This is a genomic window from Streptococcus sp. 11-4097, assembly GCF_018215285.2.
Taxonomy (GTDB): domain Bacteria; phylum Bacillota; class Bacilli; order Lactobacillales; family Streptococcaceae; genus Streptococcus.
The window spans coordinates 494,206-519,903 of sequence record NZ_CP185262.1 but is presented as its reverse complement, the minus strand read 5'-3'; the positions used below and the strand labels follow the sequence as shown (position 1 = coordinate 519,903).

At 41.5% G+C, this 25,698-nt stretch carries 25 protein-coding genes, 2 pseudogenes and 1 riboswitch; of the genes and pseudogenes, 6 read left to right on the top strand and 21 right to left on the bottom strand.

The genetic code is table 11. The features are described 5' to 3' along the window. Window positions 1-4: 4 nt before the first annotated feature. The 6 genes from KB197_RS02775 to KB197_RS02750 all read right to left on the bottom strand — a co-directional run bounded on the left by KB197_RS02775 (window position 5) and on the right by KB197_RS02750 (window position 6,719). Window positions 5-1,234 (bottom strand): DegT/DnrJ/EryC1/StrS family aminotransferase, encoded by a 1,230-nt coding sequence (locus KB197_RS02775; protein WP_020903539.1) that lies wholly within the window; start codon window positions 1,232-1,234, stop codon window positions 5-7. A gap of 42 nt (window positions 1,235-1,276) precedes the next feature. Then, window positions 1,277-1,969, bottom strand: a complete 693-nt coding sequence (locus KB197_RS02770; RefSeq protein ID WP_000922210.1) for a sugar transferase — start codon at window positions 1,967-1,969, stop codon at window positions 1,277-1,279. A gap of 130 nt (window positions 1,970-2,099) precedes the next feature. Further along, window positions 2,100-3,842: an ABC transporter ATP-binding protein gene (locus KB197_RS02765; protein WP_212573468.1), complete on the bottom strand. Its 1,743-nt coding sequence runs from the start codon at window positions 3,840-3,842 to the stop codon at window positions 2,100-2,102. Further along, complete coding sequence (locus KB197_RS02760; protein ID WP_212573469.1) at window positions 3,832-5,577, bottom strand: ABC transporter transmembrane domain-containing protein; 1,746 nt, start codon at window positions 5,575-5,577, stop codon at window positions 3,832-3,834. Before KB197_RS02760 ends, KB197_RS02765 begins: the two co-directional genes overlap by 11 nt. 54 nt (window positions 5,578-5,631) lie before the next feature. Further along, window positions 5,632-6,267 carry a DUF421 domain-containing protein gene (locus KB197_RS02755; RefSeq protein ID WP_000174453.1) on the bottom strand — a complete coding sequence of 212 codons (636 nt, stop codon included), beginning with the start codon at window positions 6,265-6,267 and terminating at the stop codon, window positions 5,632-5,634. Then, window positions 6,264-6,719, bottom strand: coding sequence for a DUF3290 family protein (locus KB197_RS02750; protein ID WP_000675343.1), 456 nt, complete (start codon window positions 6,717-6,719; stop codon window positions 6,264-6,266). The genes KB197_RS02755 and KB197_RS02750 overlap by 4 nt, the downstream gene beginning before the upstream one ends. A gap of 133 nt (window positions 6,720-6,852) precedes the next feature. On the opposite strand from KB197_RS02750, the gene KB197_RS02745 reads away from it, so the two are divergent. The 4 genes from KB197_RS02745 (at window position 6,853) to KB197_RS02730 (ending at window position 10,477) form a co-directional block, all read left to right on the top strand. Further along, a complete protein-coding gene (locus tag KB197_RS02745) occupies window positions 6,853-7,680 on the top strand; it encodes an exodeoxyribonuclease III (protein WP_212573470.1) in 828 nt (275 codons plus the stop codon). An 11-nt stretch (window positions 7,681-7,691) separates the two neighbouring features. Beyond that, complete coding sequence (locus KB197_RS02740; protein ID WP_212573471.1) at window positions 7,692-8,078, top strand: bleomycin resistance protein; 387 nt, start codon at window positions 7,692-7,694, stop codon at window positions 8,076-8,078. A gap of 133 nt (window positions 8,079-8,211) precedes the next feature. Then, window positions 8,212-8,307: riboswitch (purine riboswitch) on the top strand. A 326-nt stretch (window positions 8,308-8,633) separates the two neighbouring features. Beyond that, on the top strand, window positions 8,634-9,215 hold the full coding sequence (locus tag KB197_RS02735; protein ID WP_064275745.1) for a xanthine phosphoribosyltransferase: 582 nt from the start codon (window positions 8,634-8,636) through the stop codon (window positions 9,213-9,215). Continuing rightward, entirely contained in the window at window positions 9,215-10,477 is a 1,263-nt protein-coding gene (locus KB197_RS02730) for a nucleobase:cation symporter-2 family protein (RefSeq protein ID WP_064275744.1), read from the top strand. Before KB197_RS02735 ends, KB197_RS02730 begins: the two co-directional genes overlap by 1 nt. 46 nt (window positions 10,478-10,523) lie before the next feature. Here KB197_RS02730 and KB197_RS02725 read toward each other — a convergent pair whose 3' ends face one another. The 7 genes from KB197_RS02725 to KB197_RS02695 all read right to left on the bottom strand — a co-directional run bounded on the left by KB197_RS02725 (window position 10,524) and on the right by KB197_RS02695 (window position 17,003). Beyond that, window positions 10,524-11,429, bottom strand: a complete 906-nt coding sequence (locus tag KB197_RS02725; RefSeq protein ID WP_064275743.1) for a type II restriction endonuclease — start codon at window positions 11,427-11,429, stop codon at window positions 10,524-10,526. A gap of 2 nt (window positions 11,430-11,431) precedes the next feature. Further along, window positions 11,432-12,055, bottom strand: a complete 624-nt coding sequence (locus tag KB197_RS02720) for a hypothetical protein (RefSeq protein WP_212573472.1) — start codon at window positions 12,053-12,055, stop codon at window positions 11,432-11,434. Between the two features lie 3 nt (window positions 12,056-12,058). Next, on the bottom strand, window positions 12,059-12,814 hold the full coding sequence (locus tag KB197_RS02715) for a DNA-methyltransferase (protein WP_064275755.1): 756 nt from the start codon (window positions 12,812-12,814) through the stop codon (window positions 12,059-12,061). Between the two features lie 25 nt (window positions 12,815-12,839). Further along, window positions 12,840-13,694 carry a DNA adenine methylase gene (locus KB197_RS02710; RefSeq protein ID WP_064275741.1) on the bottom strand — a complete coding sequence of 285 codons (855 nt, stop codon included), beginning with the start codon at window positions 13,692-13,694 and terminating at the stop codon, window positions 12,840-12,842. Between the two features lie 156 nt (window positions 13,695-13,850). Further along, the gene (locus KB197_RS02705; protein ID WP_000651223.1) at window positions 13,851-14,255 is read right to left on the bottom strand and encodes a PaaI family thioesterase; all 405 of its coding nucleotides are present in this window, start codon (window positions 14,253-14,255) and stop codon (window positions 13,851-13,853) included. Window positions 14,256-14,324: 69 nt separating this feature from the next. Next, window positions 14,325-15,806 carry a UDP-glucose--hexose-1-phosphate uridylyltransferase gene (locus KB197_RS02700; RefSeq protein ID WP_212573473.1) on the bottom strand — a complete coding sequence of 494 codons (1,482 nt, stop codon included), beginning with the start codon at window positions 15,804-15,806 and terminating at the stop codon, window positions 14,325-14,327. Window positions 15,807-15,824: 18 nt separating this feature from the next. Continuing rightward, window positions 15,825-17,003: a galactokinase gene (locus KB197_RS02695; protein ID WP_064275739.1), complete on the bottom strand. Its 1,179-nt coding sequence runs from the start codon at window positions 17,001-17,003 to the stop codon at window positions 15,825-15,827. A gap of 163 nt (window positions 17,004-17,166) precedes the next feature. On the opposite strand from KB197_RS02695, the gene galR reads away from it, so the two are divergent. Continuing rightward, complete coding sequence (gene galR / locus KB197_RS02690; protein ID WP_212573474.1) at window positions 17,167-18,168, top strand: DNA-binding transcriptional regulator GalR; 1,002 nt, start codon at window positions 17,167-17,169, stop codon at window positions 18,166-18,168. 67 nt (window positions 18,169-18,235) lie between these two features. Here the strand turns inward: galR and KB197_RS02685 are convergent, their stop codons facing one another. The 3 genes from KB197_RS02685 to KB197_RS02675 form a co-directional block, all read right to left on the bottom strand. After that, window positions 18,236-19,273 carry a zinc-binding dehydrogenase gene (locus KB197_RS02685; RefSeq protein ID WP_064275737.1) on the bottom strand — a complete coding sequence of 346 codons (1,038 nt, stop codon included), beginning with the start codon at window positions 19,271-19,273 and terminating at the stop codon, window positions 18,236-18,238. Continuing rightward, a complete protein-coding gene (gene nmlR / locus KB197_RS02680; protein ID WP_064275736.1) occupies window positions 19,274-19,627 on the bottom strand; it encodes a stress response transcriptional regulator NmlR in 354 nt (117 codons plus the stop codon). Between the two features lie 236 nt (window positions 19,628-19,863). Continuing rightward, complete coding sequence (locus KB197_RS02675) at window positions 19,864-20,754, bottom strand: cation diffusion facilitator family transporter (protein WP_064275735.1); 891 nt, start codon at window positions 20,752-20,754, stop codon at window positions 19,864-19,866. 132 nt (window positions 20,755-20,886) lie between these two features. Between KB197_RS02675 and KB197_RS02670 the strand changes: the two genes are divergently transcribed. Further along, window positions 20,887-21,423: a TetR/AcrR family transcriptional regulator gene (locus tag KB197_RS02670; protein ID WP_064275734.1), complete on the top strand. Its 537-nt coding sequence runs from the start codon at window positions 20,887-20,889 to the stop codon at window positions 21,421-21,423. A gap of 176 nt (window positions 21,424-21,599) precedes the next feature. Here KB197_RS02670 and pnuC read toward each other — a convergent pair. From pnuC to KB197_RS02645, 5 genes and pseudogenes are all read right to left on the bottom strand, one after another. Further along, window positions 21,600-22,406, bottom strand: a pseudogene (pnuC, locus tag KB197_RS02665) (nicotinamide riboside transporter PnuC). A gap of 337 nt (window positions 22,407-22,743) precedes the next feature. Then, window positions 22,744-24,264, bottom strand: coding sequence for an ABC transporter permease/substrate-binding protein (locus KB197_RS02660; protein WP_000182947.1), 1,521 nt, complete (start codon window positions 24,262-24,264; stop codon window positions 22,744-22,746). Continuing rightward, window positions 24,257-24,985, bottom strand: coding sequence for an ABC transporter ATP-binding protein (locus KB197_RS02655; protein WP_004259046.1), 729 nt, complete (start codon window positions 24,983-24,985; stop codon window positions 24,257-24,259). The genes KB197_RS02660 and KB197_RS02655 overlap by 8 nt, the downstream gene beginning before the upstream one ends. Window positions 24,986-24,999: 14 nt before the next feature. Beyond that, window positions 25,000-25,191, bottom strand: a pseudogene (locus KB197_RS02650) (polyketide cyclase); the annotation flags it as partial. Between the two features lie 34 nt (window positions 25,192-25,225). Beyond that, on the bottom strand, window positions 25,226-25,669 hold the full coding sequence (locus KB197_RS02645; RefSeq protein WP_049502481.1) for a MarR family winged helix-turn-helix transcriptional regulator: 444 nt from the start codon (window positions 25,667-25,669) through the stop codon (window positions 25,226-25,228). Between the last annotated feature and the right edge of the window lie 29 nt (window positions 25,670-25,698).

The following is a 25,698-nucleotide window of genomic DNA, read 5'->3' as shown; positions in this document are numbered from 1 at the left end:
TTTTTTACAATTTTTTTGATGAAGCTAGTACTTTTTCAGAAACTGTTTTGAAAGTCTCAATGATATAGTCCACTTCTTCATCGCTTAATTTAGTGTGAAGAGGGAGCGTAATTTCATTTTCAAAGAAGGCATAAGCCTTAGGATAGTTCGCCATATCAAAACCAAGATTCTTATAGGCTGTCAAAAGCGGAAGCGGTTTGTAGTGGACATTGCTTGCAATTCCTGCTTTAGCTAATTCTTGGATAATAAGATTGCGTTCTTCTAAACTCGCTCCTTCTACATGGGTGATGTAGAGGTGGCGTGAAGATTCGACAGTTTCAGTCTTGTGTGCCAATGGATGGATACGAGAACCTGCAAAACCACGATCATAGCGGTTCACGATCTCCTTACGACGTTCTAGCAAACTTGGGTAGCGGTCCAATTGTACCAAACCAAGGGAAGCCATAATATCGGTCATATTACACTTGTAGGCTGGTGTGACGATATCGTATTCCCATGAACCCAGTTGCATCTTGGCAAGAGCATCCTTAGTTTGCCCGTGAAGGGAAAGAATTTGGAATTCCTTGTACATCTCTTCGTCGTCAATCGCTGGATTGGCTTTCCAAGTGGCACTTCCACCTTCTGCAGTTGTAAAGTTCTTAACGGCGTGGAATGAGAAGGAAGTAAAGTCAGCGATAGAACCAGCTGGTTGCCCTTTATAAGTAGATCCCAAAGCATGGGCACTATCAGAAACAATCACGATACGGTTAAAGGCTTTTTGCCACTTGCTTGAAGCGGTAAAGAGATCACGTTTCTTCTCCACAACTTGGAACAAACGGTCGTAGTCGCAAACAATCCCTGCAAGCTCTACTGGGATGATCACCTTGGTCTTTTCAGTGATAGCTTGCTCAAGCAGGTCATAGTCCATCTCAAACGTATCTGCTTGGATATCCACCATGACAGGAGTTGCTCCCACGTGAGTGATGACACTACATGAAGCTGTATAGGTCATGGCTGGAACGATGACTTCATCACCAGGTCCCACTTCCAAGACGCGCAAAATCAACTCAAGAGCGGCAGTCGCAGAGTTGAGGCAGACGGTCTTAGGTGTCTGTGTATATTGAGACAAGCGACGCTCTAGTTCTTTTGTCTTAGGACCTGTTGTGATCCAACCAGAACGCAGGGTATCCGCTACTTCAGCAATTTCTGCTTCCGTAATATCGGGTGGTGAAAATGGAATATTGTAATTTGGCATTGATTTGCTCCTTTTATCTGTACTCATTTTCTTATGACTACTTTATTTTAGCACTTCAAACACGGTTTGAAACATGATTTTGATGTCTCCAAGGAAACTAAACTCTCGGAGATAGGCGAGGTTATAGCGCATCTTTTCAGGAAGGACGTGTTCGACATAGGCCTGGTCAACTGACAAACCTTTCTCCGTCATTTGACTGATGATGGTGTCCTCATCCTTGTAGTTGATGCTGGCTGGAGAGGTAATCCCTGCTGGTAAAAGCAAAGTCGCCATCATTTCAGGGCTATACTGCTCTGTGTAGCGTGGCACTTCAGGTCGTGTACCGACAAAGGACATCTCACCTTTAAGGACATTGACCAACTGAGGCAGTTCGTCCAAACGGACACGGCGGATGAAATTGCCAACCTTAGTGATGCGGCTATCGTTAGCAGAAGTCACCAGACTTCCTTTTTTATCCGCATCCGTCACCATGGTACGGAACTTCCAAATCTTGAAAGGTCGATTGTACTGGGTCACGCGCTCTTGCTTGTAAATCACTGGCCCCTTGCTATCCAACTTGATCCAAATGCTCAAAATGAGAAAGATGGGAGAGGTCAGAACCAGTACAACCAAGGCCAAAACCCAGTCCAAACAACGCTTGAAAATCAGCGAACCCTTCCTTTTAGAGACAAGCTGGTAGTAAGACTCAACCTCGCTTGATTTCATTTCCACGGGCAAGTCTTCCCATTTCAGCATGCTGTTTCTCCTTTGTTTTTATTATACTATTTGTCAACATTTTTCATTATACCACAAAATGGAAAAGGCGGTGAAAGAAATCTGTAATTTGAATGATTTCCTTCTTATGCTCAATGAAAATCAAAGAGTATTAAGACATAGCACCTGCCTGCAAACTATACATCTTGTGATAGGTTCCTCCCAGAGCCAAGAGTTCCTCATGGGTTCCGCTCTCGATGATGCGCCCCTTGTCCAAAACATAAATACAGTTGGCGTCTTGGATGGTCGAAAGACGGTGGGCGATGGCAATGGTTGTTCGTCCCTGTCTCATCTTAGCCAGAGAAGCTTGAACCAGACTTTCTGTTTCAGAGTCAATATTGGCTGTCGCTTCATCCAAAATCAGAATTTTAGGCTGACTGGCGACTGTTCTAGCAAAGGCAAGAAGCTGGCGCTGTCCAGTTGAAAAACTCGAACCACGCTCAGACACAGGGGAGTCGTAACCCTGCGGAAGTTCTTGAATAAAGGAATCTGCATCCACGAAGGCTGCCGCAGCCTGGACCTGCTCATCACTGATTTCTTGGTACATGGCGATATTGGACTTAATGGTCCCATGATAGAGGAAGGGATCCTGCAATACCAGACCGATGTTTTTTCTCAGTTCTTCTTGACTGTAGTCCCTGATATCCACATCATCCAAGAGAACTCGCCCTGACTGAAATTCATAAAAGCGCATGAGGACATTGATAATAGACGATTTCCCAGAACCTGTATGCCCTACAAAAGCTATGGTTTCACCCTTATTAACAGAGAAAGAAATGTCATCCAGAATCGGATGTTTGCCATCATATGAGAAGCACACATGTTCAAATCGAATATTGCCTTCTTTGACTTTAGCCTGCCCACTTTCTTGAAGAGGTTCATAGGTCCTCTCGTCAATCAAGGCAAATACACGACCTGCAGACACCATGGAAGTTTGAAGGGTTGAAAAGTTTTGAGTCACCTCAATCAGGGGATCAAAGAGACGATTGATGTACTGGATAAAGGCATACATGGTTCCTGCCGTTATTCCCAGATAAAGTCCACGATAGCCAAAATAGGCCATTAAAACTGCATAGCCTAGGAGTTTCAACAAACTCATGGCAGGACGCAAAAAGAGGGCATCTAAGGCTACAGAACGGTTGGCATAGACCAAGTGTTCTTGGTTGATTTCATCAAACTCTGACTGTAGGCGCTTCTCTTGATTAAAGGCCTGGATTATTCTGATTCCCTCGATGTTTTCAGCCAGCTTGCTATTGATATCTGACAAGAGACTTCTGGTTTTCTCAATGATTTTCACTGATTTTTTCCGATAGAGATTGACCAAAAGGAAAATCAAGGGGAGAAAGAGCAAGACTAATGCAGTCAAACGAAAATCCAACACCAACATGGTATAAAGAGTTGTCAGAAAGATGAAAACTGCTGAGATAAAGCTGGACAAAATTCCCGAAAACATATCACTGATGGTCTCGGTGTCATTTGTCAAACGAGAGACGATAGAGCCTGCTGGCGTCTTGTCAAAATAAGACATGCCCAGCTTTTCCATATTGGCAAAGGCATCGCGACGAATATCCCTAACAATACTGTAAGACACACGCGCAAAGAGAAGATTGCCGACATACTGGACCAGAGTTTGTAGGATATAAAGGCCATAGTAGGCCAGCAAAACGGTCACAGCGAGTTGATTGAGATTGCTGAGATACTGGTCGATAAAGTGGGAAGCCACAAGGGGAATGACACTTTTAATAACCGTCGTCGCTAGGAGAAAACTGAGTGCCAAAAAGGTAAGGAGTCCATAAGGCTTGAGATAAGACATCAAGCGCTTCAATACAGCCCATTGTTCTTTCTTATTCTGCATCTTCTTCTCCTTTCATTTCCAGCTGCTGAGACTGGTAGGTTTGGGCATACCAGCCATCCAAAGCTAGCAAGTCTTCGTGCCTGCCTCGTTCGATAATTTGACCATTTTGCAGGACTAAAATCAGATCTGCATGGACAACTGCACTGAGGCGATGAGCCGTGATAATGGTTGTTTTGTTCTTTCGCGTCTCCTTGAGTTTGTCGATAATCGCATACTCCGTCTTGGCATCCACAGCCGACAAAGAATCATCCAAAATCAAGATATCAGGATCTAAAATCATAGCCCGACTCATGGCCAGACGCTGCTTTTGACCTCCAGAAAGACTGACTCCCTTTTCACCAATCAACGTATCAAATCCCTGAGGCATGTCTACAATGTCTTGGTAAACTTGAGCTAGCTTAGTCGCTTCCTCGACCGCTGAAAGGGGCAAGTTAGGATTGCCAAAGCGTATATTGTCTAAGATTGAAGTCGCAAAGAGGAACTGGTCCTGAGGAACATAGCCCATAAGACTACGAAGATCTGTCAGACGATAGTCACGAATATTATGACCGTTTAGGTAAATAGCTCCCTTATCCACATCGTATTCACGCAAGAGGAGTTTGATTAGAGATGTTTTCCCAGAGCCTGTTTGCCCAACCAGACCCAGTGTTTGCCCTTTTTCCAAACTAAAGTGAACATCCGTCAGTGTTTCCTCATTTTCAAAGGCAAAGCTATCAATGGCATACTGCAAGCGCCCATTTTCAATACTGTCTAGAGGAAACTCAGGGTCTTGTACAGGTGATTCCTGAGACAAAAGTTCCTCAATCCGCTGATAGGAAACCTTCCCTCGCTGAGTGATATTAAAGAGGAAACCAATAGCCATAAGAGGCCAAACCAGCATATCCAAGTAGCTGATAAAGGTAACTAGATTCCCAACCGTGATTTGCCCTTTCTGAACCATCAAGGAGCCGACCAAGAGGGTTAAAACATAGGAGGAACCAACAAATAAGAGAACCATGGGGTCAAAGAGACTATCGTATTTCATGGTTTGCAGGTTCTTTTGGAAGGTCAATTCATTGACTGCCTGAAAGGACTTGAGCTCGTCCGCCTGGTACCCGAAAGACTTGGTCACTTTAATACCTGATACGGACTCCTGCACCTTGTTATTGAGTTCAGAAAAGGCAGCTTGTGATTCACCAAAGGCCTTATGAGTCTTTCTACCTAAACGACTGGTCGCATAAGCCATGAAAGGTAAGGGTAAAATGGCAACTAGGGTCATTTGCCACGAAATGCTAAAGAGCATGGTCATCAAGGTCACTAAAGCCGTGATAGAGGCATCCACGGCAGACATAACACCACCCCCTGCCAGACGCGTTAGGGCATTGATATCATTGGTTGCGTGTGCCATCAGGTCCCCCGTCCGGTAGGTTTGATAAAAAGCTGGAGACATTTTTGTGAAATGTTCAAATAAGCGAGAGCGCATAATCTGTCCCAAACGGTAGGAAGTCCCAAGGATATACATACGCCAAACATAGCGCAGATAGTACATCCCAAAGGCTGCAAGAAGCAAGTAAAATAGGGCAAGAAGGAGGTCCTGCTGGGTTAATTGCCCCGATGTGATGGCATCAATGACCCTCCCCATAACCATTGGGGGAATGAGGTTGAGGACGGAAACCAAGACCAGAGCCACAATCCCGACTAAATAACGGCGTTTTTCTAACTTGAAAAACCACCAAAGTTTTTGAATAATGGACATAACATCCCTTTCTGATTGCAAATAGAAACCTGAGGCCAAGACCCCAGGTTTTTCTTATTCATAGGTTACGACTGTGACCGCACCCTTGTCATACTCAGCGATAAAGATATTGGCTACATTGTCATGTCCTTGTTTGCTGAGATTATCAAGCAGCCACTCTTCGCTACGGCCAATCGTTTCCAAGACATCGACTTGGATCACACCGTCAGTCACAACTGGATACTTAGGATTTTCATCTCCTATTTGGACCACGATGAGTTGGCCATTTTGCTCCTGCACAGCGCGTTTGACCTGTTTCATCTGGAAAATCCCTTGGCTACGAAGTTTGAGAGCAACTTCTGCTGCAGACAAACCAACTGAACGACAGGCTTCTGGGTCAATCTGCCCATTTTTGATAAGGAGAGTTGGTTTTCCATCAATCAAGCGTTTGACAAAACGAACATTGTTATTGAGCCACTTGAGGGTCAAGACCAAAATCGTCCACATCATCAAAATCACTGCGTACTGCAGAATGCTGATTGAACTATTGTAAATCACCCCACCGATGATACCACCAAGAACATAGTTCTGAATTTGGTCTGTAGCAGAGTTAGGTGCTAGATTCCCCTTTCCTGTCACATTAATAACAAAAACAAGAGAGAAAAGACCCAAGGCCAGTTTGATTAAAATTTCCATATAATTGAGTGTCATTTGTTTACCTCCACCAATTCAATAGCGTCTGTTTGATGCAATTCTAATTTCTCTAAAAGATACTTGTCTGGTTGGCTCCCGTTCATGGCACGATAGAAATTTGAACCTACCTTGATAAGTGCTCCATCAGTGGCTGCAGAAGTATTGACATAAACTTCTGATTTATCCACTCCCAAGTCTTTGGAAACAACCTCTATGAAATGAAGGGAAGTTTGAAATTGGTTGTTAGAGGCTTGATTGGTCTGGTATTTTGAGATTGTCACCAAAAGCATGGCCACCAAGGTCAAGGCCAAAATCATGACCAATTCCCGAAACTTAGTCCCCTTTTTATCTCGATAGGCTTTAAAAGCAAAAAATCCTGTGATAGCTAGGAGCACAATCCCAAAGCCAATCATCATTCCATTTTGCTGACTGATTTGGCTAAGTACATAGTCATATGAGTAAAATTTCATTTATTTTCACTCCCTTTCATAAAATCATTCTTAATTATAAACGAAAGAGAGTGATTTTTCAAGCCATACGTTGGGGAAATGGACCTTTTTTTGGTATAATAAAATCTATAATCTGAATGAAAAAGGTAACTTTATGAAACTCATCTCATGGAATATTGATTCCCTCAATGCTGCCCTAACTAGTGACTCAGCTCGTGCCAAATTGTCCCAAGAAGTACTACAAACCTTGATCGCTGAAAATGCTGATATCATCGCTATCCAAGAAACCAAGCTTTCTGTCAAGGGGCCTACAAAGAAACACTTGGAAATTTTAGCTGAACTCTTCCCAGACTACGAAAACACGTGGCGCTCTTCCCAAGAACCTGCCCGTAAAGGCTATGCTGGAACCATGTTCCTTTATAAGAAAGAACTTACACCTACTGTCACTTTCCCAGAAATCGGTGCCCCTTCTACCATGGACTTGGAAGGCCGCATCATCACCTTGGAATTTGATGAATTTTTCGTAACGCAAGTTTACACTCCAAATGCTGGTGATGGTCTCAAACGCTTGGAAGAACGTCAAGTCTGGGATGTCAAATATGCGGAGTATTTAGCTCAACTAGACAAAGAAAAACCAGTCCTTGCGACCGGCGACTACAACGTAGCCCACAATGAAATCGACCTTGCAAATCCTGCTAGCAACCGCCGTTCACCAGGATTTACCGACGAGGAACGTGCTGGATTTACCAACCTCTTGGCAACTGGATTTACGGACACCTTCCGCCACATTCACGGCGATGTTCCAGAACGCTACACTTGGTGGGCACAGCGCAGCAAGACTTCTAAAATCAACAATACAGGCTGGAGAATCGACTACTGGCTCACAAGTAACCGCATCGCTGACAAGGTGACCAAGTCTGATATGATTGACTCTGGTGCGCGCCAAGACCACACACCCATTGTCATGGAGATTGAGCTCTAAGGAGAAAGCTAATGGACTATCAAGCTGTCATTCCTGAATTTGTAGTATCTGACCTCGAAAAGTCACGCCACTTCTACTGCGACTTGCTGGGATTTTCTGTCGAATACGAGCGTCCAGAGGAAAAATTTCTCTTCCTCTCGCTTGAAGACTGCCAACTTATGCTAGAAGAAGGCAGCACAGAAGAATTAGCCCAACTAACCTATCCTTTCGGGCGCGGTGTCAATATTTCCTTTGGCATTGCAGATGTTCCTCAGCTCCACCAAAAACTGCTGGAAGCTGACTATCCTATCCATCGTCCTTTGACTAAAAGAGAATTTCGAGTAGGAGATAGCTTTATATATCCCCATGAATTTGCGATTTTGGATCCAGATGGCTATTTTTTAAGATTTAGCGAGTAGAAAAATAGAAACCTACAATACTGTATCGTGTTGTAGGTTTTTGTTCGTTCGTTTTTTTTATCTAAACACTAACAAAATCTTTGATTTCTAAAGTTATTTAGTGTAAAATAAAAACATTGGCACAAGCCTATTTAAAATTAAATATCATTTTACTTGTTTATGTCGTGAATTGGCACGACGTTTCTACAAGGTGCCGGAACACCTAACAATAAGTAAGTCAGAAGTGAGGTATGGTCGTTTTTGCCATGCCTATTTTGGGGACTTACTTAGAGATTAAGTAGGTCTTTTTTGAATATTTTTAATATTTCCCTTAATTAGTGCGGACGGGAGCAACTTCCTTCGGAATTTCATCCCTAATTTTTGAGCCAAAAGTCTCAAAAATCCCGTCATAGACAATAACAAGATTATTGTCTATGATACCACTACAACGGGAAATATTTGATAAGACTCGCTTCGCTCGTAATAGTTTTATCAAATATATAGTACTAGCAAAAGGGATCACTATAGAAACATTTAAACAACAAGTAAATTAGCTTTTAGACTTTAGGAGGTCTTATGAAATTATTAGAAGAGCGCGTCCTCAAGGATGGGCATATCTTGGGTGATAACATCCTCAAGGTGGATTCCTTTTTAACCCACCAAGTTGACTTTAGCTTGATGCGAGAAATCGGTAAGGTTTTTGCGGAAAAATTTGCTTCTGCTGGTATTACCAAGGTCGTAACCATTGAAGCGTCAGGTATTGCCCCAGCCGTTTTTACAGCTGAAGCCTTAAACGTTCCCATGATTTTTGCTAAAAAAGCTAAGAACATCACTATGAACGAAGGTATCTTAACTGCCGAAGTTTACTCCTTTACCAAGCAGGTGACCAGCACCGTTTCTATCGCTGGAAAATTCCTCTCACCAGAGGACAAGGTCTTGATTATCGACGATTTCCTTGCTAATGGCCAAGCTGCCAAAGGCTTGATTCAAATCATCGAACAAGCTGGTGCCACAGTCGAAGCCATCGGTATCGTGATTGAAAAATCCTTCCAAGATGGCCGTGATTTGCTTGAAAAAGCAGGCTATCCTGTCCTATCACTCGCTCGCTTGGAGCGTTTTGAAAATGGTCAGCTCGTATTTAAGGAGGCAGATCTCTAATGCAAACTCAAGAAAAACATTCGCAAGCAGCAGTTCTTGGCTTGCAGCACTTACTAGCCATGTACTCAGGATCCATCCTGGTTCCCATCATGATTGCGACAGCCCTTGGCTATTCAGCTGAGCAGTTGACCTACCTGATTTCCACAGATATCTTCATGTGTGGGGTGGCAACCTTCCTCCAACTCCAACTCAACAAATACTTTGGGATTGGACTCCCAGTCGTTCTTGGAGTCGCCTTTCAGTCGGTCGCTCCCTTGATTATGATTGGGCAAAGCCATGGTAGTAGTGCTATGTTTGGTGCCCTTATCGCATCAGGGATTTACGTGGTTCTTGTTTCAGGCATTTTCTCAAAAGTAGCCAATCTTTTCCCATCTATCGTAACAGGATCTGTTATTACCACTATTGGTTTAACCTTGATTCCTGTCGCTATTGGAAATATGGGAAATAACGTTCCAGAGCCAACTGGTCAAAGTCTCTTACTTGCAGCTATTACCGTTGTGATTATCCTCTTGATTAACATCTTTACCAAAGGATTTATCAAGTCTATCTCCATTTTGATTGGACTGGTTGTCGGAACTGCCATTGCTGCTAGCATGGGCTTGGTTGATTTCTCTCCTGTTGCTGCAGCACCTCTTGTCCATGTCCCAACTCCTCTCTACTTTGGGATGCCAACCTTTGAAATCTCATCTATTGTCATGATGTGTATCATCGCAACGGTGTCAATGGTTGAGTCCACTGGTGTTTACCTAGCCTTGTCTGATATCACAAAGGATCCAATCGACAGCACGCGCCTGCGTAACGGTTACCGCGCAGAAGGTTTGGCCGTACTTCTCGGAGGAATCTTTAACACCTTCCCTTACACAGGATTTTCACAAAACGTTGGTTTGGTTAAATTGTCAGGTATCAAGACTCGCCTGCCAATCTACTACGCAGCTGGTTTCCTGGTTCTCCTTGGACTCCTTCCTAAGTTCGGCGCCCTTGCCCAAATCATTCCGAGCCCTGTCCTCGGTGGTGCTATGCTGGTGATGTTTGGTTTTGTATCTATTCAAGGAATGCAAATCCTTGCCCGTGTTGATTTTGCTAACAATGAACATAACTTCCTTATCGCAGCTGTATCCATCGCTGCAGGTGTCGGACTCAACAACAGCAATCTCTTCGTCAGCATGCCGACAGCCTTCCAAATGTTCTTCTCAAACGGAATCGTCGTAGCCAGCCTACTCGCCATTGTACTCAACGCTGTATTAAATCATAAAAAGAAATAAGAAAAAGAGGTGCGAGCCTCTTTTTTGTGTAGCTAATGAGCAATCATTATAAAAATAAATCAGCTAAAAATCCTTCTCTTAACATCTCTAAATTAAATACATTCGTAATGTGACTAAATGCTTCTGCTAGAGGTAAGTGTGCTGTTCTCCATCCTTGACCATCAGTAACCCAAACAAATTCAACATCGTCATCTGATGTAATAACAAATTGACTGAGTTCAGTAAACTCTCCAGCCACCGCTTTTAATTTACTTCCTCCTCCACCATAGTAATTCGTTTCAATCAGCCAAACCTTATGTTTTTCTCGGGAATAAACTGCAACATCAAATCTTCTTTCAGACTTATCGACAGGTACCTTAATCCCCCACTTATCTTTAATATATTGGGATGTAGCTTGAGCTTTCCAATCCAATTTTTGTTCCTGAGAAATTTTTGCTACGTGTCTCTCTAAAATTCCCTCCATGGTTGTCCCACTTCGGTTTTTTCGTGCATTGCTATCTAATCCAGTCTCCACTCCATAAACATAATCAACTAATGAACGATTAGCATGTTGTTGTAAAAACTTTAATAAACCAGATTTCTCAATAAATTTGATGTAATCATCTATTCTGCTAGTGTCTATCGTTTTGAAATCTAATTGCTCAAAAGACATATTATCGTCATTATCTATTGTCAGAATATCTAAAACATTATCACGACTTGCAATCAGACTAGGAATTGCTTTTAACAAATTAGGTTGTTTAGTGAACAAGTCAAGAGCTTCTATATAAATATCATCTTTACCAATTAAGTAGTTTAAAGTGTTCAACTCTAGTTCATACTTCTTTGTCTCACGATCAACTTTCTCCCAATTTACATAGTATTCAGGAGTTCTGTTGGTAATTGATAATGATTCTAAGAAAATCATTAACCTTTCTTGTGGGGTTTTTATTAAATAATTTTTTAAATTCATAATTAATTGTCCTCTTGTTTAGGTAATGGTAAGCCAATCGCATTTAACGGAATATAATTAAAATAATATTTACAGCCTACACTAATGATATAATCTAAGACATCTTTATACCGAGGATTCTTAAACCAATCTGTATCTAATAGATAAGAATAACAAACCTCCTTATTTAAAGGTGAAAATAGTTTCTTATACTGTTTTAATTTAAAATCACATGTTTGCAACTTTTCATCTACACTACCGCCTCCACTCTGTGTTTTTTTCTCAATTATATACACAGTATTCTTACTAATAACAAAGATTGCTTCGTCAGGTAATAATTTGGCGGATATGATTTTAGTATAATCAAAATCATCAATTTCATCAAAATAACGATATAAACCATCTTTTTGGAAAATCTGTCCAACTTCTTTTTCTAAAAATTTGATTTTCCATCTCATAGGTTTTGCACGTAACTTCGTTCCTTTGATAATTTTTGTCTCTTGCCCCTTTCCCTGTCTCTTTGTATCATAGTCAATATTTTCAATACTATAACCTGCTTGCTTGGATAAAAATGTTGGAAAATCTGTCTGTAATTCAAACGCTAATCCTGTTGCAGTGTTCGCTCCTCCAATGCCACCCTTTTTCATTCTCTATACCTCCAATCTCTTCTTTGCAATTTTTAAATATTCTTTTTCAGCATCGATACCTATAAATCTTCTACCTAATCGCTTCGCAACAACACCCGTAGTGCCACTACCAACAAATGGATCTAGAATATAGTCACCCTCTTTAGTAGAGGCTAAAATTATACGTTCCAATAAATATTCTGGTTTTTGTGTTGGATGCTTGCCAGCCCATTTCTCAGCTTTTTTCGTCAAAGCACCTGTCCAAACATCTTTCATTTGCTTACCATTATTTAGCTCTTTCATCAAATCGTAATTGTAATAGTGACGAGCTTTTTTATCATTTTTTCTTGCCCATAAAATAGTTTCAGTAGAATGAGTGAAATAACGACAGGATAAATTAGGTGCAGGGTTTGTTTTCTGCCAAGTAATGTTATTTAGAATTTTAAAACCTTCTTGCTCTAATGCCATTCCAACTGAGTAAATATTATGTAAACTCCCCGAAATCCAAATAGTCCCATTAGGCTTCAAAACTTCTTTTGCTAAACGAATCCATTTACGATTGAATTCGTGCTTTTCCTCAAAGGAAGAAATCTTATCCCAGTCACCTTTATCTACAGATACAACCTGTCCCCCAGAATTTGATATGCCACCGTTACTCAAAAAATATGGAGGATCAGCAAAGATCATGTCCATGCTTTCTGGTTTCATTTTCGATAATAACTTAAACGTATCTGCATGAACAAGAATCATTTTATCTTTATTATAGTATGGTTTTGTCATTAAAACACCTCCATACTTATATTCGTTATTTTTCATAATTTGTGACTATAATTTCAGAAATTTTTCCTCGACTCGAAGATTTTGCTCCATTAGTTCGGGTAGCTTCAACATAATGGATATTAAAATCTCGATACAACTCCTCTACCAAAAAACTAGAGGAGTTTGATAACATAACATAAGCTCCTGTATCACTCAATTTCTTAAAGGTATCTCTTAATCTTACTTGATCATCATAAGAAAATCCCTCATGAGTGTAGGAAGTAAAGGCACTTGTCTCTGACAACGGAATATACGGGGGATCAAAATATACAAAATCCCCTGGTTGAACATCCAAAACAGCCTTTTCAAAATCTCCTTTTTTAATTTCTATTTGATTATTATTCAGATAAGTTGAAATAGCAGATACCAAATTCTCATCAACAATTTTAGGATTTTTATAACGACCATAAGGTACATTAAACTGATTCTTAGAATTCACACGATATAAACCATTAAAGTCCACTCTCAACATATAGAGAATACGTGCAGCTCTTTGTACTTCGGACATCATATCTATTCTTTCGTCACGATCTGCAGAACGTAAATCTAAATAATATTCTTTTGAATTATATTCCTGATGAACTTTCAAAATTTCAATCAATTCTTGAGGATTATCCTTAATTTGTTGATAGCAATTTATTAGTTCAGCATTAAAATCATTGATAACTGCATCTTTAGGAGCTAAATCAAAAAATAAAGCTCCGCCTCCAACAAAAGGTTCAAAATACCTGTTATAGGTTTTAGGCATTAATTCTCTAATAACAGGCAATAATTGTCTTTTACCTCCTGTCCATTTCGTGAACGGTTGTAAAGCAACTTCCTTCATTTCTTTTATCTTCATGCTTCTAATTATACCATAGAAATTAAAACACAACTCTTGTATTTTCTACCACATTACTAAATTTTCTATTTTAGAATTAAATCATATCAATACCAAAAAACGAGTAAGGCAAATTTTATAAATTCCAAAATTCACCTCACTCTATTAAATTACTCTCTATATCCTCACCTGTCTGTCTTCTGACCGTTGGCCTGTAACAAACATGGTAAAGGTTGCTTTACAGACATTTCTGCCTTCTTGATTGGTGATATCGACATCCACGACGCAAGTTGTGCGTCCTTGGTGGACACATTCTCCTTTAATGGTCAGCACATCGTCGAGTTTTCCTGCTTTGAGGTAGTTGATAGAAGACTGGAGCGTCACTCCATCAAGCCCCAGAGATATGACCACCAAACCACTGATCTGGTCGCAAAGGGTAAAGAGATAGCCACCATGGGCATTGCCATAGTAGTTGAGAGACGAGTCCACTACTTTGGTCGTCACCACAACGTGACCATCTCTCATTTGTTCAATTTCGTAATTTTCAAAGGCAGATATAGCGTCAAAATGAAAGTCTTTCATCGTTTCCTCCTGATATTTCAAACGACACTATGATACTACTTTTTATAGGACTGTGCAAGGAGAAAGCTCCTAGTCTGGCAAAATTCCGACCTGCTCCACAAAGCGCATAAAGGCTGCCTGTCCTTGTTCTGTCTGCTTGTAGACTCCTGCGTCCTCAAGCACACGCGCAAAGATAGCACCAACAGAGTCCTTGACGATTTCAAGGGCTTTTTCTTTATCTGTTAGGGCTGGATATTGGGCTCTAAGTTGGTCTGCCCATTCCTGATGATAATCGGAAACTGTAACAGCTTCTCCCACGAGATAGCTAGCGACTTGCTCCACTTCTTCTTTCAGACGTGGTGGCAAGATTGCCAAGCCCATGACCTCAATCAAGCCGATATTTTCTTTCTTGATATGCTGGACATCCTTGTGAGGATGATAGATGCCATCAGGATGTTCTGCAGAAATCTGATTGTCCCTCAAGACCAAGTCCAACTCAAATTGTCCATTACGTTTACGAGCAATTGGTGTGATGGTGTGATGCAGTGTCTCGTCTGTCTCTGCCAAAATCTGCACTGCAGAATCTGAATACTGACGCCATTCCTGCAAAATCTTATCAGATAAGTTAATCAAATCTTCTTTGGAATCCGAAGTCAAACGCAATACTGACATTGGCCATTTGACAATGCCAGCCTTGACCTGCTCAAAACCAGCAAATAGGAATGTCTTTTGCAGAGGAGCCAATTCCATAGGAAATACGTGACGGCCTCCCTGATAGTGATCATGAGTCAGAATAGAGCCTCCCACGATTGGCAGGTCGGCATTAGAGCCTGCAAAATATCCTGGAAACTGCTCTACGATAGCAAGCAGACGTTCAAAGCTCTGACGACTAATGGCCATGGGACGATGCTGGCCATCTAAGAAAATACAATGCTCATTAAAGTAAGCATAGGGCGAATACTGGAAGCCCCACTCCTGACCAGCCATTTCAAAACGGATAATACGGTGGTTGCTGCGAGCTGGGTGGTTAACTCGACCATGGTAGCCCTCATTCTCTAGACAAAGCTGACACTGGGGATAATTGCTAGCTTGCACCAACTTGGCTGCCGCAATCTCTTTGGGATCCTTTTCAGGCTTAGAGAGGTTGATGGTAATTTCAAGTTCACCGTAATCAGACAGAACACGATAAGCGATATTTTTAGCAATGGCCTTGAGTTTAATGTAGTCATTCTTCTGACTGAGTTGGTAGAAATCCGCTATCGCTTGCTCAGGAGACTGGGCGTAGGTTTCCCAGAAGTCACGATTGACCTGACTCGGACAAGGGGTCACCAAATCCATCAGTTCAGCACCAAGGATTTCACGCGCAGTCTGACTATCCTCAATCGTCTCTAATCGAACGGCTTCCTCAACCAGCTGGTCCTTGAGTTCAATCAATTGATCTAGATCCGTCTCAACTTCCAAAACACCATCTCCCACTCGTGCCAAGACACGATTGGTCAGGTAGATTCGATCCATTTCCTCAAATGAACTTTCAGAAATGACATGTGTTACAAATTTATCTACTAAGGTCACTATAGAGCCTCCTTTTGACTAGTCAAGGACGCGAGTGCCACCTGCAACTTCAGCGATATAAAAGCTTGGAGCGTAGCCAACTACTTCCTCGTAGTGTTTTCCAACAGCTTCCTTAAAGGCATCAACAGCATCTTTTTGCACCAAAGCAATGGCACATCCGCCAAAACCTGCCCCTGTCATACGAGCACCGAGAACGCCTTCTTGTGCCCAAGCTGTGTGAACAAGGGTATCCAATTCCAAACCAGTTACTTCATAGTCATGCTCTAGGGAAACGTGTGACGCATTCATCAAACGACCAAATGTTTCCAAATCTCCTGCTTGAAGGGCTGCTTGAGCTTTAAGAGTACGTTGATTTTCAAGCACAGCATGGCGAGCACGTTTCAAACGATTTTCGTCTTTAATCAGATAGCTGTATTGGTCAAAAGCCCACTCGTCCAATTCACCCAAGGTTTGAACGTCCAAAGCCACTTGTAGTTCTTCTACTGATTTTTCACACTCAGCACGGCGTTCATTATATTTAGAATCCGCCAATTCACGACGTTTGTTAGTGTTCATGATAACAACGACATTGTCCTTCAAATCAAGTGGCACCAAGTCGTACTCTAAAGTGTTAGTATCTAAGTAAATAGCACGTTGGTCAGCTCCCATACCGATAGCAAACTGGTCCATAATACCAGAATTCACTCCGATAAAGTTGTTTTCTGTTTGTTTTCCAATTTTAACCAAATCCAAACGGTCTAGTTTTAAATCAAAGAGATGCTCTGCCACTACCCCTGTCAAGAGTTCCAAGGATGCTGAAGAAGACAAACCAGCACCATTTGGGATATTCCCATAAACATAAAAATCAAAACCTTTGTCAATCACATGTCCAGCTTCTTGCAAGAAATGAAGAACTCCTTTTGGATAGTTGGTCCAGCTATGCTCCTTTTCGAACTTGAGGTCTGCAAGAGGAACTTCGATGATCCCCTTGTCCTCAAAGTTAGCTGAGTAGAAGCGCAAAACTTGATCGTCACGCTTGCGAGCTGCACCGTAAGTTCCCAAGGAAATAGCAGCTGGAAAAACGTGCCCACCGTTGTAGTCTGTGTGTTCACCAATCAGATTGATACGACCTGGTGAGAAGAAAATTTGGTCTGCTTCTTGACCAAAAACAGCAAGAAAGTCTTTGCGAAGTGCTTCAGAAGTAAGATGTTGTGTCATATGAATTCTCCTTTTACTGTCCGTTAAGTCATCTCAACGTGTAATCGTTTTCTTCTATTGTATCCAAGGCATTTGCCAAGGTCAATCCTTTTTACTAAAATTTTACTAAACTATCAGTAAAAAGCAGAAAAATATGATATACTAACCTAATCAAGGAGGATTTATGGCTACATTAAAAGACATTGCACAGCTAGCCTCTGTCTCTATCGCGACCGTATCCCGTGTCCTCAACCGCGACCAGAGCCTATCTGTCACAGAAGAAACCAGACACCGTATTTTAACAGTTGCTGAAGAGCTGGGCTACACCAAGCACCTCAAGACAGGCAAGTCCCACAAGCCCAAGCAAAAGATTGCCATTATCCAATGGGTCAGCGAACAAGGGGAGCTGGACGACCTCTACTACTACCAGATTCGCCTAGGCATCGAAAAAAGAGCCCAAGAACTGGACTATGATATTTTGCGCTATTTTAATGACCATCCTTTTACCCTAAGCGAGGAAGTAATTGGGATACTATGCATCGGAAAATTTAGTCGAGCTCAGATTTCTGCCTTTGAAGAATACCAAAAGCCACTTGTCTTTCTAGACAGCGATACCCTCTCGCTAGGACACACCTGCATTATCACGGACTTTTATACTGCTATGAAACAAGTTGTCGATTATTTCCTTAGCCAAGGGATGGACCGTATCGGGATTCTAACAGGTCTTGAGGAAACAACTGACCAAGAAGAAATCATTAAGGATAAGCGGCTGGAAAATTTCAGAAACTACAGTCAATCAAGAGGAATCTATCATGATGGATTAGTCTTTCAAGGAAGATTTACCGCCCAGTCTGGCTATGACTTGATGAAGAAGGCTATTCAGAGTTTAGGAGACCAACTCCCACCAGCATTTTTCGCAGCCAGCGATAGTTTAGCCATCGGTGCCCTCCGTGCCCTCCAAGAAGCTGGAATCAGCCTGCCAGACCGCGTCAGCCTCATTTCCTTTAACGACACCAGCCTGACCAAGCAAGTCTATCCTCCCCTCTCCAGTATCACAGTCTATACTGAAGAGATGGGCCGAGCAGGGATGGATATTCTTAACAAGGAAGTACTCCACGGTCGCAAAATCCCTAGCTTGACTATGCTGGGAACCAGACTGACATTGAGAGAAAGCACTCTGCCATAACTCAACAAATTAAACATGATAAAAAATCCTAATAGAGAGGCTCAAATCTCCATTAGGTTTTTCTTTTTTAATCCATCACAATCATAGACTTAATGGTCTTGCGTTCATCCATATCTTTATAGGCTTGATTAATATCTTCCAGTTTATAACTTGAAGTAAAGACACGACCTGGATTGATATCACCATCAAGAACAGCTTTTAGTAATACTTGTTTGTCATAAGTTGTGACAGAGGCTGCTCCACCTGCCACTGAAATGTTTTGGGCAAAGGTCGAACCAAGGGCACGGTTATTGTAGTGAGGAACACCTACGAAACCTAAGTGACCTCCATTATGAAGCACCCCAAGGGCTTGATCGACAGCTGCCTCCGTACCGACACACTCAAGAGCGGCATCTGCTCCACCTCCAAGGATTTCACGGACTTTGGCAATACCTTCTTCACCACGTTCAGCAACAACAGCTGTCGCACCTGACTCCAAGGCCATTTTTTGACGGTCTTCGTGGCGACTCATAAGGACAATTTGAGATGCTCCACGCATCTTAGCTGCGATAACCGCACATTGACCTACAGCCCCATCCCCGATAACGACCACCTTGTCGCCTTTTTGCACATTAGCCACACGCGCTGCATGGTAACCGGTCGGCATGACATCAGCAAGTGTTAAAAGTGACTTGAGCATGCCTTCGCTATAATCTGAAGGTTGACCTGGGATTTTCACAAGTGCCCAATTGGCAAAGTGGAAACGGATATACTCAGCCTGAACACCACCTGACCAGTTGGTGCCAATATGGCGGTCACAAGTCCCATCATAACCGGCACGACAGGCATCACACTGACCACAACCATGAGTGAAAGGCGCGATGACAAAGTCACCTGGTTTTACAGTAGTGACAGCCTCACCAACTTCTTCGACGATTCCGATAGCCTCATGACCACTATTACTATGCCCTTCTTCGATTTCGAGATTACGGTAACTCCAAAGGTCAGATCCACAAACGCAAGTGCGAACAATGCGGATAATGGCATCATCTGCTGCCTCAATTTTCGGACGTTCAATGGTAGCAAGTCCAACCTGACCCGCCTTTGTATATACTGCTGATTTCATTTAAAATTTTCCTTCCTTGTAAAGTTTAATTTTGAGATTTAAGCGATTTAAAGCCGTCTGTAACTGAGACAAGCGCTCCTCTAATTTTTTCTTTTCGTCTTCTAAAATACCAAGCCTTTCCTCTCTCGTTTCATCCCCCTTTTGGTAGAGCGACATATAGTCAACTAAACTGTCCACAGAGACACCCGCCGAACGAAAACACTTAATAAATTCCAGTACCTCAATATCCTGATCTTGAAAATCACGAATTCCAGTTGCAGTACGAGTAATCGGTGGTACAAGACCAACCCGTTCATAATACCGAATCGTATCCGTTGAAATTCCCAATAAGTCGCTGGCTGATTTAATATTCATACACTAACCTCCTCTCATTTCATTCACTGAGTTAAAGCTATTCTAACTCACTTATCTCATTATATAACTTTGAGTTGACTCCAAGTCAAGCATTTTGCATCTAATCGAAAAATTTTTTATAATTATCAATCATGTAATGGAGTTTATACAATACTCTTCTAGTACCAATCTTTTAAAATATTTGAATAATAAAGAAAATACTCTATTCCAAATAAAATAATACCCAATCATTTTTCCTAATGTTGATGCTCCTGACTCCGCTCCAAGTCACACACCTTTCGCTTATGCGCTTGGTGGGTTTCTAGGTCTGCATCCACTTCAATGGTAATATTTTGGAAACCACAATCTTTGAGGAAAATTCGAATAGATTCTTTACAAGCTTCCATATTCCCCATTTCTTTCATACAAACATGGACAATGGCATTTTTTTCTAAACCATCCATAGTCCAGAGATTAAGCTGATTAAGACTGGCCACATTGTCCAATCGCTCCAGGCCACTCTTTACTTGCTTAATATCAAGACCTTCCGGCACAGCATCCAAGAAAATCTTGAGCGTAGACCAAAAACGTGGAAGAGCTTTTGAAAGAATAAAGAAAGAAATGACAAGGGACAAAAGCGGATCTAGAATATACCAGTCCGTAAATTGAAGAACAATCGCCATCAGAATCACAGCCAGCCACCCTAGGGTATCTTCCAGAAAATGCAGACTTAGAATAGACTCATTCTTTGTCTTTCCCTTACCAACCACTAAACTGGCTAACACATTAATACTTACTGCAATAATTCCTAACCAGAGAATCCCCTCATCATTGACTGGTTGCGGATTTAAAATCTTCGTAACATTTTCCAAAATGACTAGAACAGATCCTGTCATGAGTATTATCGCTGTTACCAAGGCTCCTAGCAGACTAAACCGCTTATAGCCCAAGGTGTACTGATTATCTTCTTCACTATTAGAGATGGTTTCTAGAAAAGCTGATATTCCAATTGCAATCGCATCTCCCAAGTCATGCACAGAGTCAGCAAGAACAGCGCTCGAGCCAAATACTCCACCTGCAATAAACTCGACAATGGCATAAGTCAAATTTAAGAAAAAAGCTAACCAAACAGCATATTTTGCCTTCATATTTCTCATTCCTTTGTTATAATAGATTCATGAACATCTTGTTCATTATCATTATCCACTAAAACTCAAAGAAAGGATAGAAGCAAAAGGTCAGCTTTATTCAGTTCTGAACAATTTGCCTCAAGTGTCCATATGACTAAGATTGACCGCCGTATCAGTAAAACAAAAAAATCCATCTATCAAGCTTTTCTACAACTTTTGAATGCTAAGGGCTACGAGACTACTACTGTTCAGGATATCATTGATCTCGCAGATGTGGGACGTTCTACCTTTTACTGTCACTATGAGAGCAAGGAGCTACTTCTGGATGAGCTCTGTCGCTATCTCTTCCATCATCTCTTTGAAAGGGAGCAAGCTATTTCAACCAAAGATTACCTCGCCCACCTCTTTCTGCATTTTCAGAAAAATCAAGACCATATCACCAGTTTACTATTCTCCAAAAATGACTACTTCCTTCGTCAACTCCATAAAGAGCTAGAACACCATGTCTATTCCCTGATGGCTGATGATTTAAAAGAAGCTCACCTAAATCTGCCTACTTCTTACCTCCAACACTTAGTCGTGTCCAACTTTATCGAGACATTGACCTGGTGGCTCAAAAAAGGGCAAGATTTCACAGAACAAGAAGTGGTCCAGTTTTATCTAGACCTTCTTATTTCTAAAAAATGAATACAGAGTAGAGCTCAGTTGCCTTATACCTAGGCTACTGAGTTTTTACTTTTCAACAACAAAAGAGGACCAACTGATCCTCTTTTTCATTATCTCAAATCCTTGATTATCAACTCTATCTGTTTTAACCGAAAATTCAAAACAGTACTTTCAAACTTTATTTCTTACTTTGTTTCTTAGTTAGGTAAGTCAGTATTCTGCTTAGCTGCCTTACTCCACTGGTACCATCCAACTAGACTGTTGATGAGATAAATCAGGTATTTCCCTTGGATTTGCAGGCTTTCTCCCCACCATAGATAGATTGAAAAGACATTGGTAGCTGCCCAGAATATCCATTGTTCACGCTAAACAGCTGTCATGAGAATTTGTCCTACCCCATTGGTCGCATCGGTGATGGAATCGCGATAGGGACGATTGGCACCAATAGACTGATAAATGAAGCCAAAGGCCAACCACCAAAGAACACTAATGGAAAGATACTTAGTCCAGCCCTTGCCGTCCAGCTTACGTGCGACAAACTCCTGCTTTTCTTTCTTGAACTGAGCTTGATAAATCCAAACTAGAAGTCCAATCGGTTGCATGACCGTGAAGTAAAGGGTCGTCAATACCTCACCGTAAAAGCCTTTTTGTAGGGCTAAAATAAGGTAGATAACAGAGTTAATCAAGCCAAAAAGATAATTACTTGCCCGACCTTCCGATACAAAGATAACACAGATAATCCCTGTCAGACTACAAATCATCCCAATCCAGTCAACAATACGGTGTTCATAAATCAATTCCAGCCAGAGAGGAAAACTTCCTAAAACCAACAGATACAGCCACTGTGCAAAACTACGATGGGCAAAAAGGTCATCCCAGATAGCCTTCATAGTTCCTGAAAATCCTAAATCAGTCATTGCCGCAACCATACGACGGTAACCACCTGACATTTCACCTAGGGTTGTTTTGATATTTTCAATTTTCTTTTGCAAATAAGTATGCATCATTTCTCCTTTTGTTTTTAAAGAGCCGTGTCTGGATAGACTTTCGGACGCAACGCTCTATTATATATCTACTGAACTGTCTATACACAAGATTTCCAGCCTTAGTCGACATGAGCTAGAAATCTTTATTTGTTAAGTAGTTCACAACACATTATACACCTATTTTGTGAATAGTCAAGTGTATTTACAGTAAAATTTTAGAAAATCCTAAAAATTTCCTCTTATTTTCCATTTAAAAATGAAAATCATTAATTCTGACACTAAAAAAGCCCAGACAACATTGTCTGAGCAGTTTTCTATATGGTCGTTTAACAAAGTTGAGTTTGACATTTTCAAACTATTTCTTCAACAAACCTTGTTCTTGTAGAAACTCTTTGGCTACTTGTTCTGCTGACTTGCCTTCAACACCGACTTGATAGTTAAGCTGGCTCATCTGGCTTTCAGTAATTTTACCAGCCAATTTATTGAGAACTGTTTCCAACTCTGGATGTTTCTTGAGAAGAGCTTCTTTCATCAGTGGAGCTCCTTGATAAGGTGGGAAGAGTTGCTTGTCATCTTCCAAGACCTGCAAATCATAACGCGCCAATTCCGCATCAGTCGAATAGGCGTCCGTGATTTGAATATCACCTGACTGAATAGCCTGATAGCGAAGGGCTGGTTCCATCGTAGCTACATTGAGATTGAGACCATACATTGATTGTAAGCCCTTATTGCCATCTTCACGGTCATTAAATTCGAGAGTAAAGCCAGCTTTCAACTGTCCTTCTACTTTTTTCAAGTCCGAAATGGTCTTCAAGCCATATTCTTGAGCAATTTTTTTCGGAACAGCTACAGCATAGGTATTTTGATAAGACATTGGTTTGAGATAGGCTAGATGATCCTGTTTGGCAATACCATCACGCGCCACCTGATAAACCTGCTCTGGCTCATGACTCACTTTAGGTGATGGCTGAAGTAAACTTTCAGTCACCGTACCGGTAAATTCAGGATAAATATCAATATCACCTTTTTTCAGAGCTTCATAGAGGAAGCTTGTTTTCCCAAAATTCGGTTTAACAGTCGCAGTCATACTGGTATTTTCTTCAATTAGCAACTTATACATATTGGCCAAAATTTCTGGTTCTGGACCCAATTTCCCAGCAATGATCAAGTTCTCTTTCTCTTTTTGAGCTAAGAGGGCTGGACTATAAGACAAACCGAGTAATATGGTCACCAAGGCAAAACCAGAAAAAATCGTCCGCAATTTTGCTTTTTCCATCACTTTTAGTAGGAAGTTAAAGGCAATAGCAAGCACTGCAGAAGAAAGTGCCCCGATCAAAATCAGACTGGCATTATTACGGTCAATTCCCAAAAGGATAAAGGAACCCAGCCCCCCTGCACCAATCAAGGCCGCCAAGGTTGCCGTACCGATAATTAAGACAGCTGCCGTCCTAATCCCAGACATCATAACAGGCATAGCAAGTGGAATTTCAAACTTCTTGAGACGCTCCCACCTAGTCATCCCAAAGGCAATCCCAGCCTCTTGTAGACTTGGATCAATTCCCTTGAGTCCAGTGATGGTATTTTGTAAAATCGGAAAGATCGCATAAATCACTAGAGCTGTCAAAGCCGGCAAGGTTCCAATTCCCATCAAGGGAATAAAGAGCCCTAACAAGGCCAGAGACGGGATGGTCTGGAAAATCCCTGCAATCTGTAAGACCCAATCCGCTAACTTCTCATGATATCGAAGATAAACAGCCAAGGGAATCGCTATAAAGATGGCCAGCAACAAGGTCAAAAGTGACAACTGCAAATGTTGAGATAGAGCTGTCAACCAATCACTAAAACGATCCTGAAAAGTTGCAATTAAATTAGTCATGTACACTACCTCCAAACAAGTCTGCTACAAAATCTGTTGCAGGAGCTTTTAAAATCGTCTCGGGATTCGCCACCTGACGAATCTCTCCATCCTGCAAGACAGCAATACGGTCCGCCAATTTCAGAGCTTCATCCGTATCATGGGTTACAAAAATCGTTGTCATCCCAAATTCTTTATGCAATTCTTTCGTCAGAATCTGCAACTGTTTGCGAGAAATAGCATCCAAGGCTGAAAAAGGTTCATCCATGAGGAGAATCTTAGGCTGACCAATCATAGCCCGTACAATTCCAACACGCTGTTGCTCCCCACCAGATAGTTCACTAGGTAAACGATGCCCATACTCAGCTACTGGCAAGCCAACCTTGGCCAAAAGCTCTTCTGTTTTCTGAGCAATTTTTTCCTTAGTCCAGCCCTTCATCTCAGGAATCAGGGCAATATTTTCAGCAACCGTTAGATTTGGAAAGAGAGCAATGGCCTGTAAAACATAACCAGTAGAAAGACGAAGTTCACGCTCATCATAGTCTTTGATACGCTTGCCATCCATATAAATATTTCCATCAGTCGGTTCCAAGAGGCGGTTGACCATCTTGATCATGGTCGTCTTACCTGATCCAGATGGACCAACTAAAACCATAAACTCGCCATTCTCAATCCGTAAATTAACATCTCTCAAGACATCTTTTTCTGTGTAGCGTAGCGCCACATTTTTGTATTCAATCATTCTGTATCCTCAATTTAAAACTTCCCTCTATTGGTCAAGTCTTCTACCTTAGGCATGACTTCCTTATTATCCCAATGTTCCACAATTTTCCCGTTTTCTAGACGGAAGATGTCATACTGGGCATAGGCAACTCCACCAATCTGAGTCTGACCATAGCTAACCACATAGTTTCCTTGTCCTAAGAGTTGGAAAACAAAGTCAAAAGTGGTCTTTACTTATAAACAGCTAATTTGCTCCATTTTAATCCTCATTTTCCTCCTCTTTCAGATTATCCAAAATTCTTTCTTGAAAGGCTTCAAACTGACGAATTTCTTCCTCTGAAAATCCTTTGTAAAAGATCGTATCCAATTTCTGACTGACACGATACCCCACTTCTTTCTGAGACTGCCCCAACTCTGTTAAAACCAAATACTTCTTACGCTTATCTTCTCCACATGGACTAATAGCTACAAGATTTTGTTCCTCTAGTTTTTTAATCATCGTCGTCAGTGTATTGTTAGCAAGCCCAGTCGCAAGCGCAATATCTGTTGCAGTTGCACAGCCAGTTTCACTATTCCATAAAACCGCTAAAATCTTGCCCTGCTCACTCCGATAAAGAGCTTCAGGGTCTTGGCTCAGTAACTTTTGAAAAATCCGCCCATTCAACAAACGAATATGATGGGCTAGCAAATGACTATCCTTCATAACACCTCCAATTTATTTCGATATCGAAA

What these genes read in the sequence shown, in the direction of transcription:
- KB197_RS02775 (WP_020903539.1), bottom strand. Translation starts at nt 1,234, where the DNA reads ATGCCAAATTACAATATTCCATTTTCACCACCCGATATTACGGAAGCA.
- KB197_RS02770 (WP_000922210.1), bottom strand. Translation starts at nt 1,969, where the DNA reads ATGCTGAAATGGGAAGACTTGCCCGTGGAAATGAAATCAAGCGAGGTT.
- KB197_RS02765 (WP_212573468.1), bottom strand. Translation starts at nt 3,842, where the DNA reads ATGCAGAATAAGAAAGAACAATGGGCTGTATTGAAGCGCTTGATGTCT.
- KB197_RS02760 (WP_212573469.1), bottom strand. Translation starts at nt 5,577, where the DNA reads ATGTCCATTATTCAAAAACTTTGGTGGTTTTTCAAGTTAGAAAAACGC.
- KB197_RS02755 (WP_000174453.1), bottom strand. Translation starts at nt 6,267, where the DNA reads ATGACACTCAATTATATGGAAATTTTAATCAAACTGGCCTTGGGTCTT.
- KB197_RS02750 (WP_000675343.1), bottom strand. Translation starts at nt 6,719, where the DNA reads ATGAAATTTTACTCATATGACTATGTACTTAGCCAAATCAGTCAGCAA.
- KB197_RS02745 (WP_212573470.1), top strand. Translation starts at nt 6,853, where the DNA reads ATGAAACTCATCTCATGGAATATTGATTCCCTCAATGCTGCCCTAACT.
- KB197_RS02740 (WP_212573471.1), top strand. Translation starts at nt 7,692, where the DNA reads ATGGACTATCAAGCTGTCATTCCTGAATTTGTAGTATCTGACCTCGAA.
- KB197_RS02735 (WP_064275745.1), top strand. Translation starts at nt 8,634, where the DNA reads ATGAAATTATTAGAAGAGCGCGTCCTCAAGGATGGGCATATCTTGGGT.
- KB197_RS02730 (WP_064275744.1), top strand. Translation starts at nt 9,215, where the DNA reads ATGCAAACTCAAGAAAAACATTCGCAAGCAGCAGTTCTTGGCTTGCAG.
- KB197_RS02725 (WP_064275743.1), bottom strand. Translation starts at nt 11,429, where the DNA reads ATGAATTTAAAAAATTATTTAATAAAAACCCCACAAGAAAGGTTAATG.
- KB197_RS02720 (WP_212573472.1), bottom strand. Translation starts at nt 12,055, where the DNA reads ATGAAAAAGGGTGGCATTGGAGGAGCGAACACTGCAACAGGATTAGCG.
- KB197_RS02715 (WP_064275755.1), bottom strand. Translation starts at nt 12,814, where the DNA reads ATGACAAAACCATACTATAATAAAGATAAAATGATTCTTGTTCATGCA.
- KB197_RS02710 (WP_064275741.1), bottom strand. Translation starts at nt 13,694, where the DNA reads ATGAAGATAAAAGAAATGAAGGAAGTTGCTTTACAACCGTTCACGAAA.
- KB197_RS02705 (WP_000651223.1), bottom strand. Translation starts at nt 14,255, where the DNA reads ATGAAAGACTTTCATTTTGACGCTATATCTGCCTTTGAAAATTACGAA.
- KB197_RS02695 (WP_064275739.1), bottom strand. Translation starts at nt 17,003, where the DNA reads ATGACACAACATCTTACTTCTGAAGCACTTCGCAAAGACTTTCTTGCT.
- galR (WP_212573474.1), top strand. Translation starts at nt 17,167, where the DNA reads ATGGCTACATTAAAAGACATTGCACAGCTAGCCTCTGTCTCTATCGCG.
- KB197_RS02685 (WP_064275737.1), bottom strand. Translation starts at nt 19,273, where the DNA reads ATGAAATCAGCAGTATATACAAAGGCGGGTCAGGTTGGACTTGCTACC.
- nmlR (WP_064275736.1), bottom strand. Translation starts at nt 19,627, where the DNA reads ATGAATATTAAATCAGCCAGCGACTTATTGGGAATTTCAACGGATACG.
- KB197_RS02675 (WP_064275735.1), bottom strand. Translation starts at nt 20,754, where the DNA reads ATGAAGGCAAAATATGCTGTTTGGTTAGCTTTTTTCTTAAATTTGACT.
- KB197_RS02670 (WP_064275734.1), top strand. Translation starts at nt 20,887, where the DNA reads ATGACTAAGATTGACCGCCGTATCAGTAAAACAAAAAAATCCATCTAT.
- KB197_RS02660 (WP_000182947.1), bottom strand. Translation starts at nt 24,264, where the DNA reads ATGACTAATTTAATTGCAACTTTTCAGGATCGTTTTAGTGATTGGTTG.
- KB197_RS02655 (WP_004259046.1), bottom strand. Translation starts at nt 24,985, where the DNA reads ATGATTGAATACAAAAATGTGGCGCTACGCTACACAGAAAAAGATGTC.
- KB197_RS02645 (WP_049502481.1), bottom strand. Translation starts at nt 25,669, where the DNA reads ATGAAGGATAGTCATTTGCTAGCCCATCATATTCGTTTGTTGAATGGG.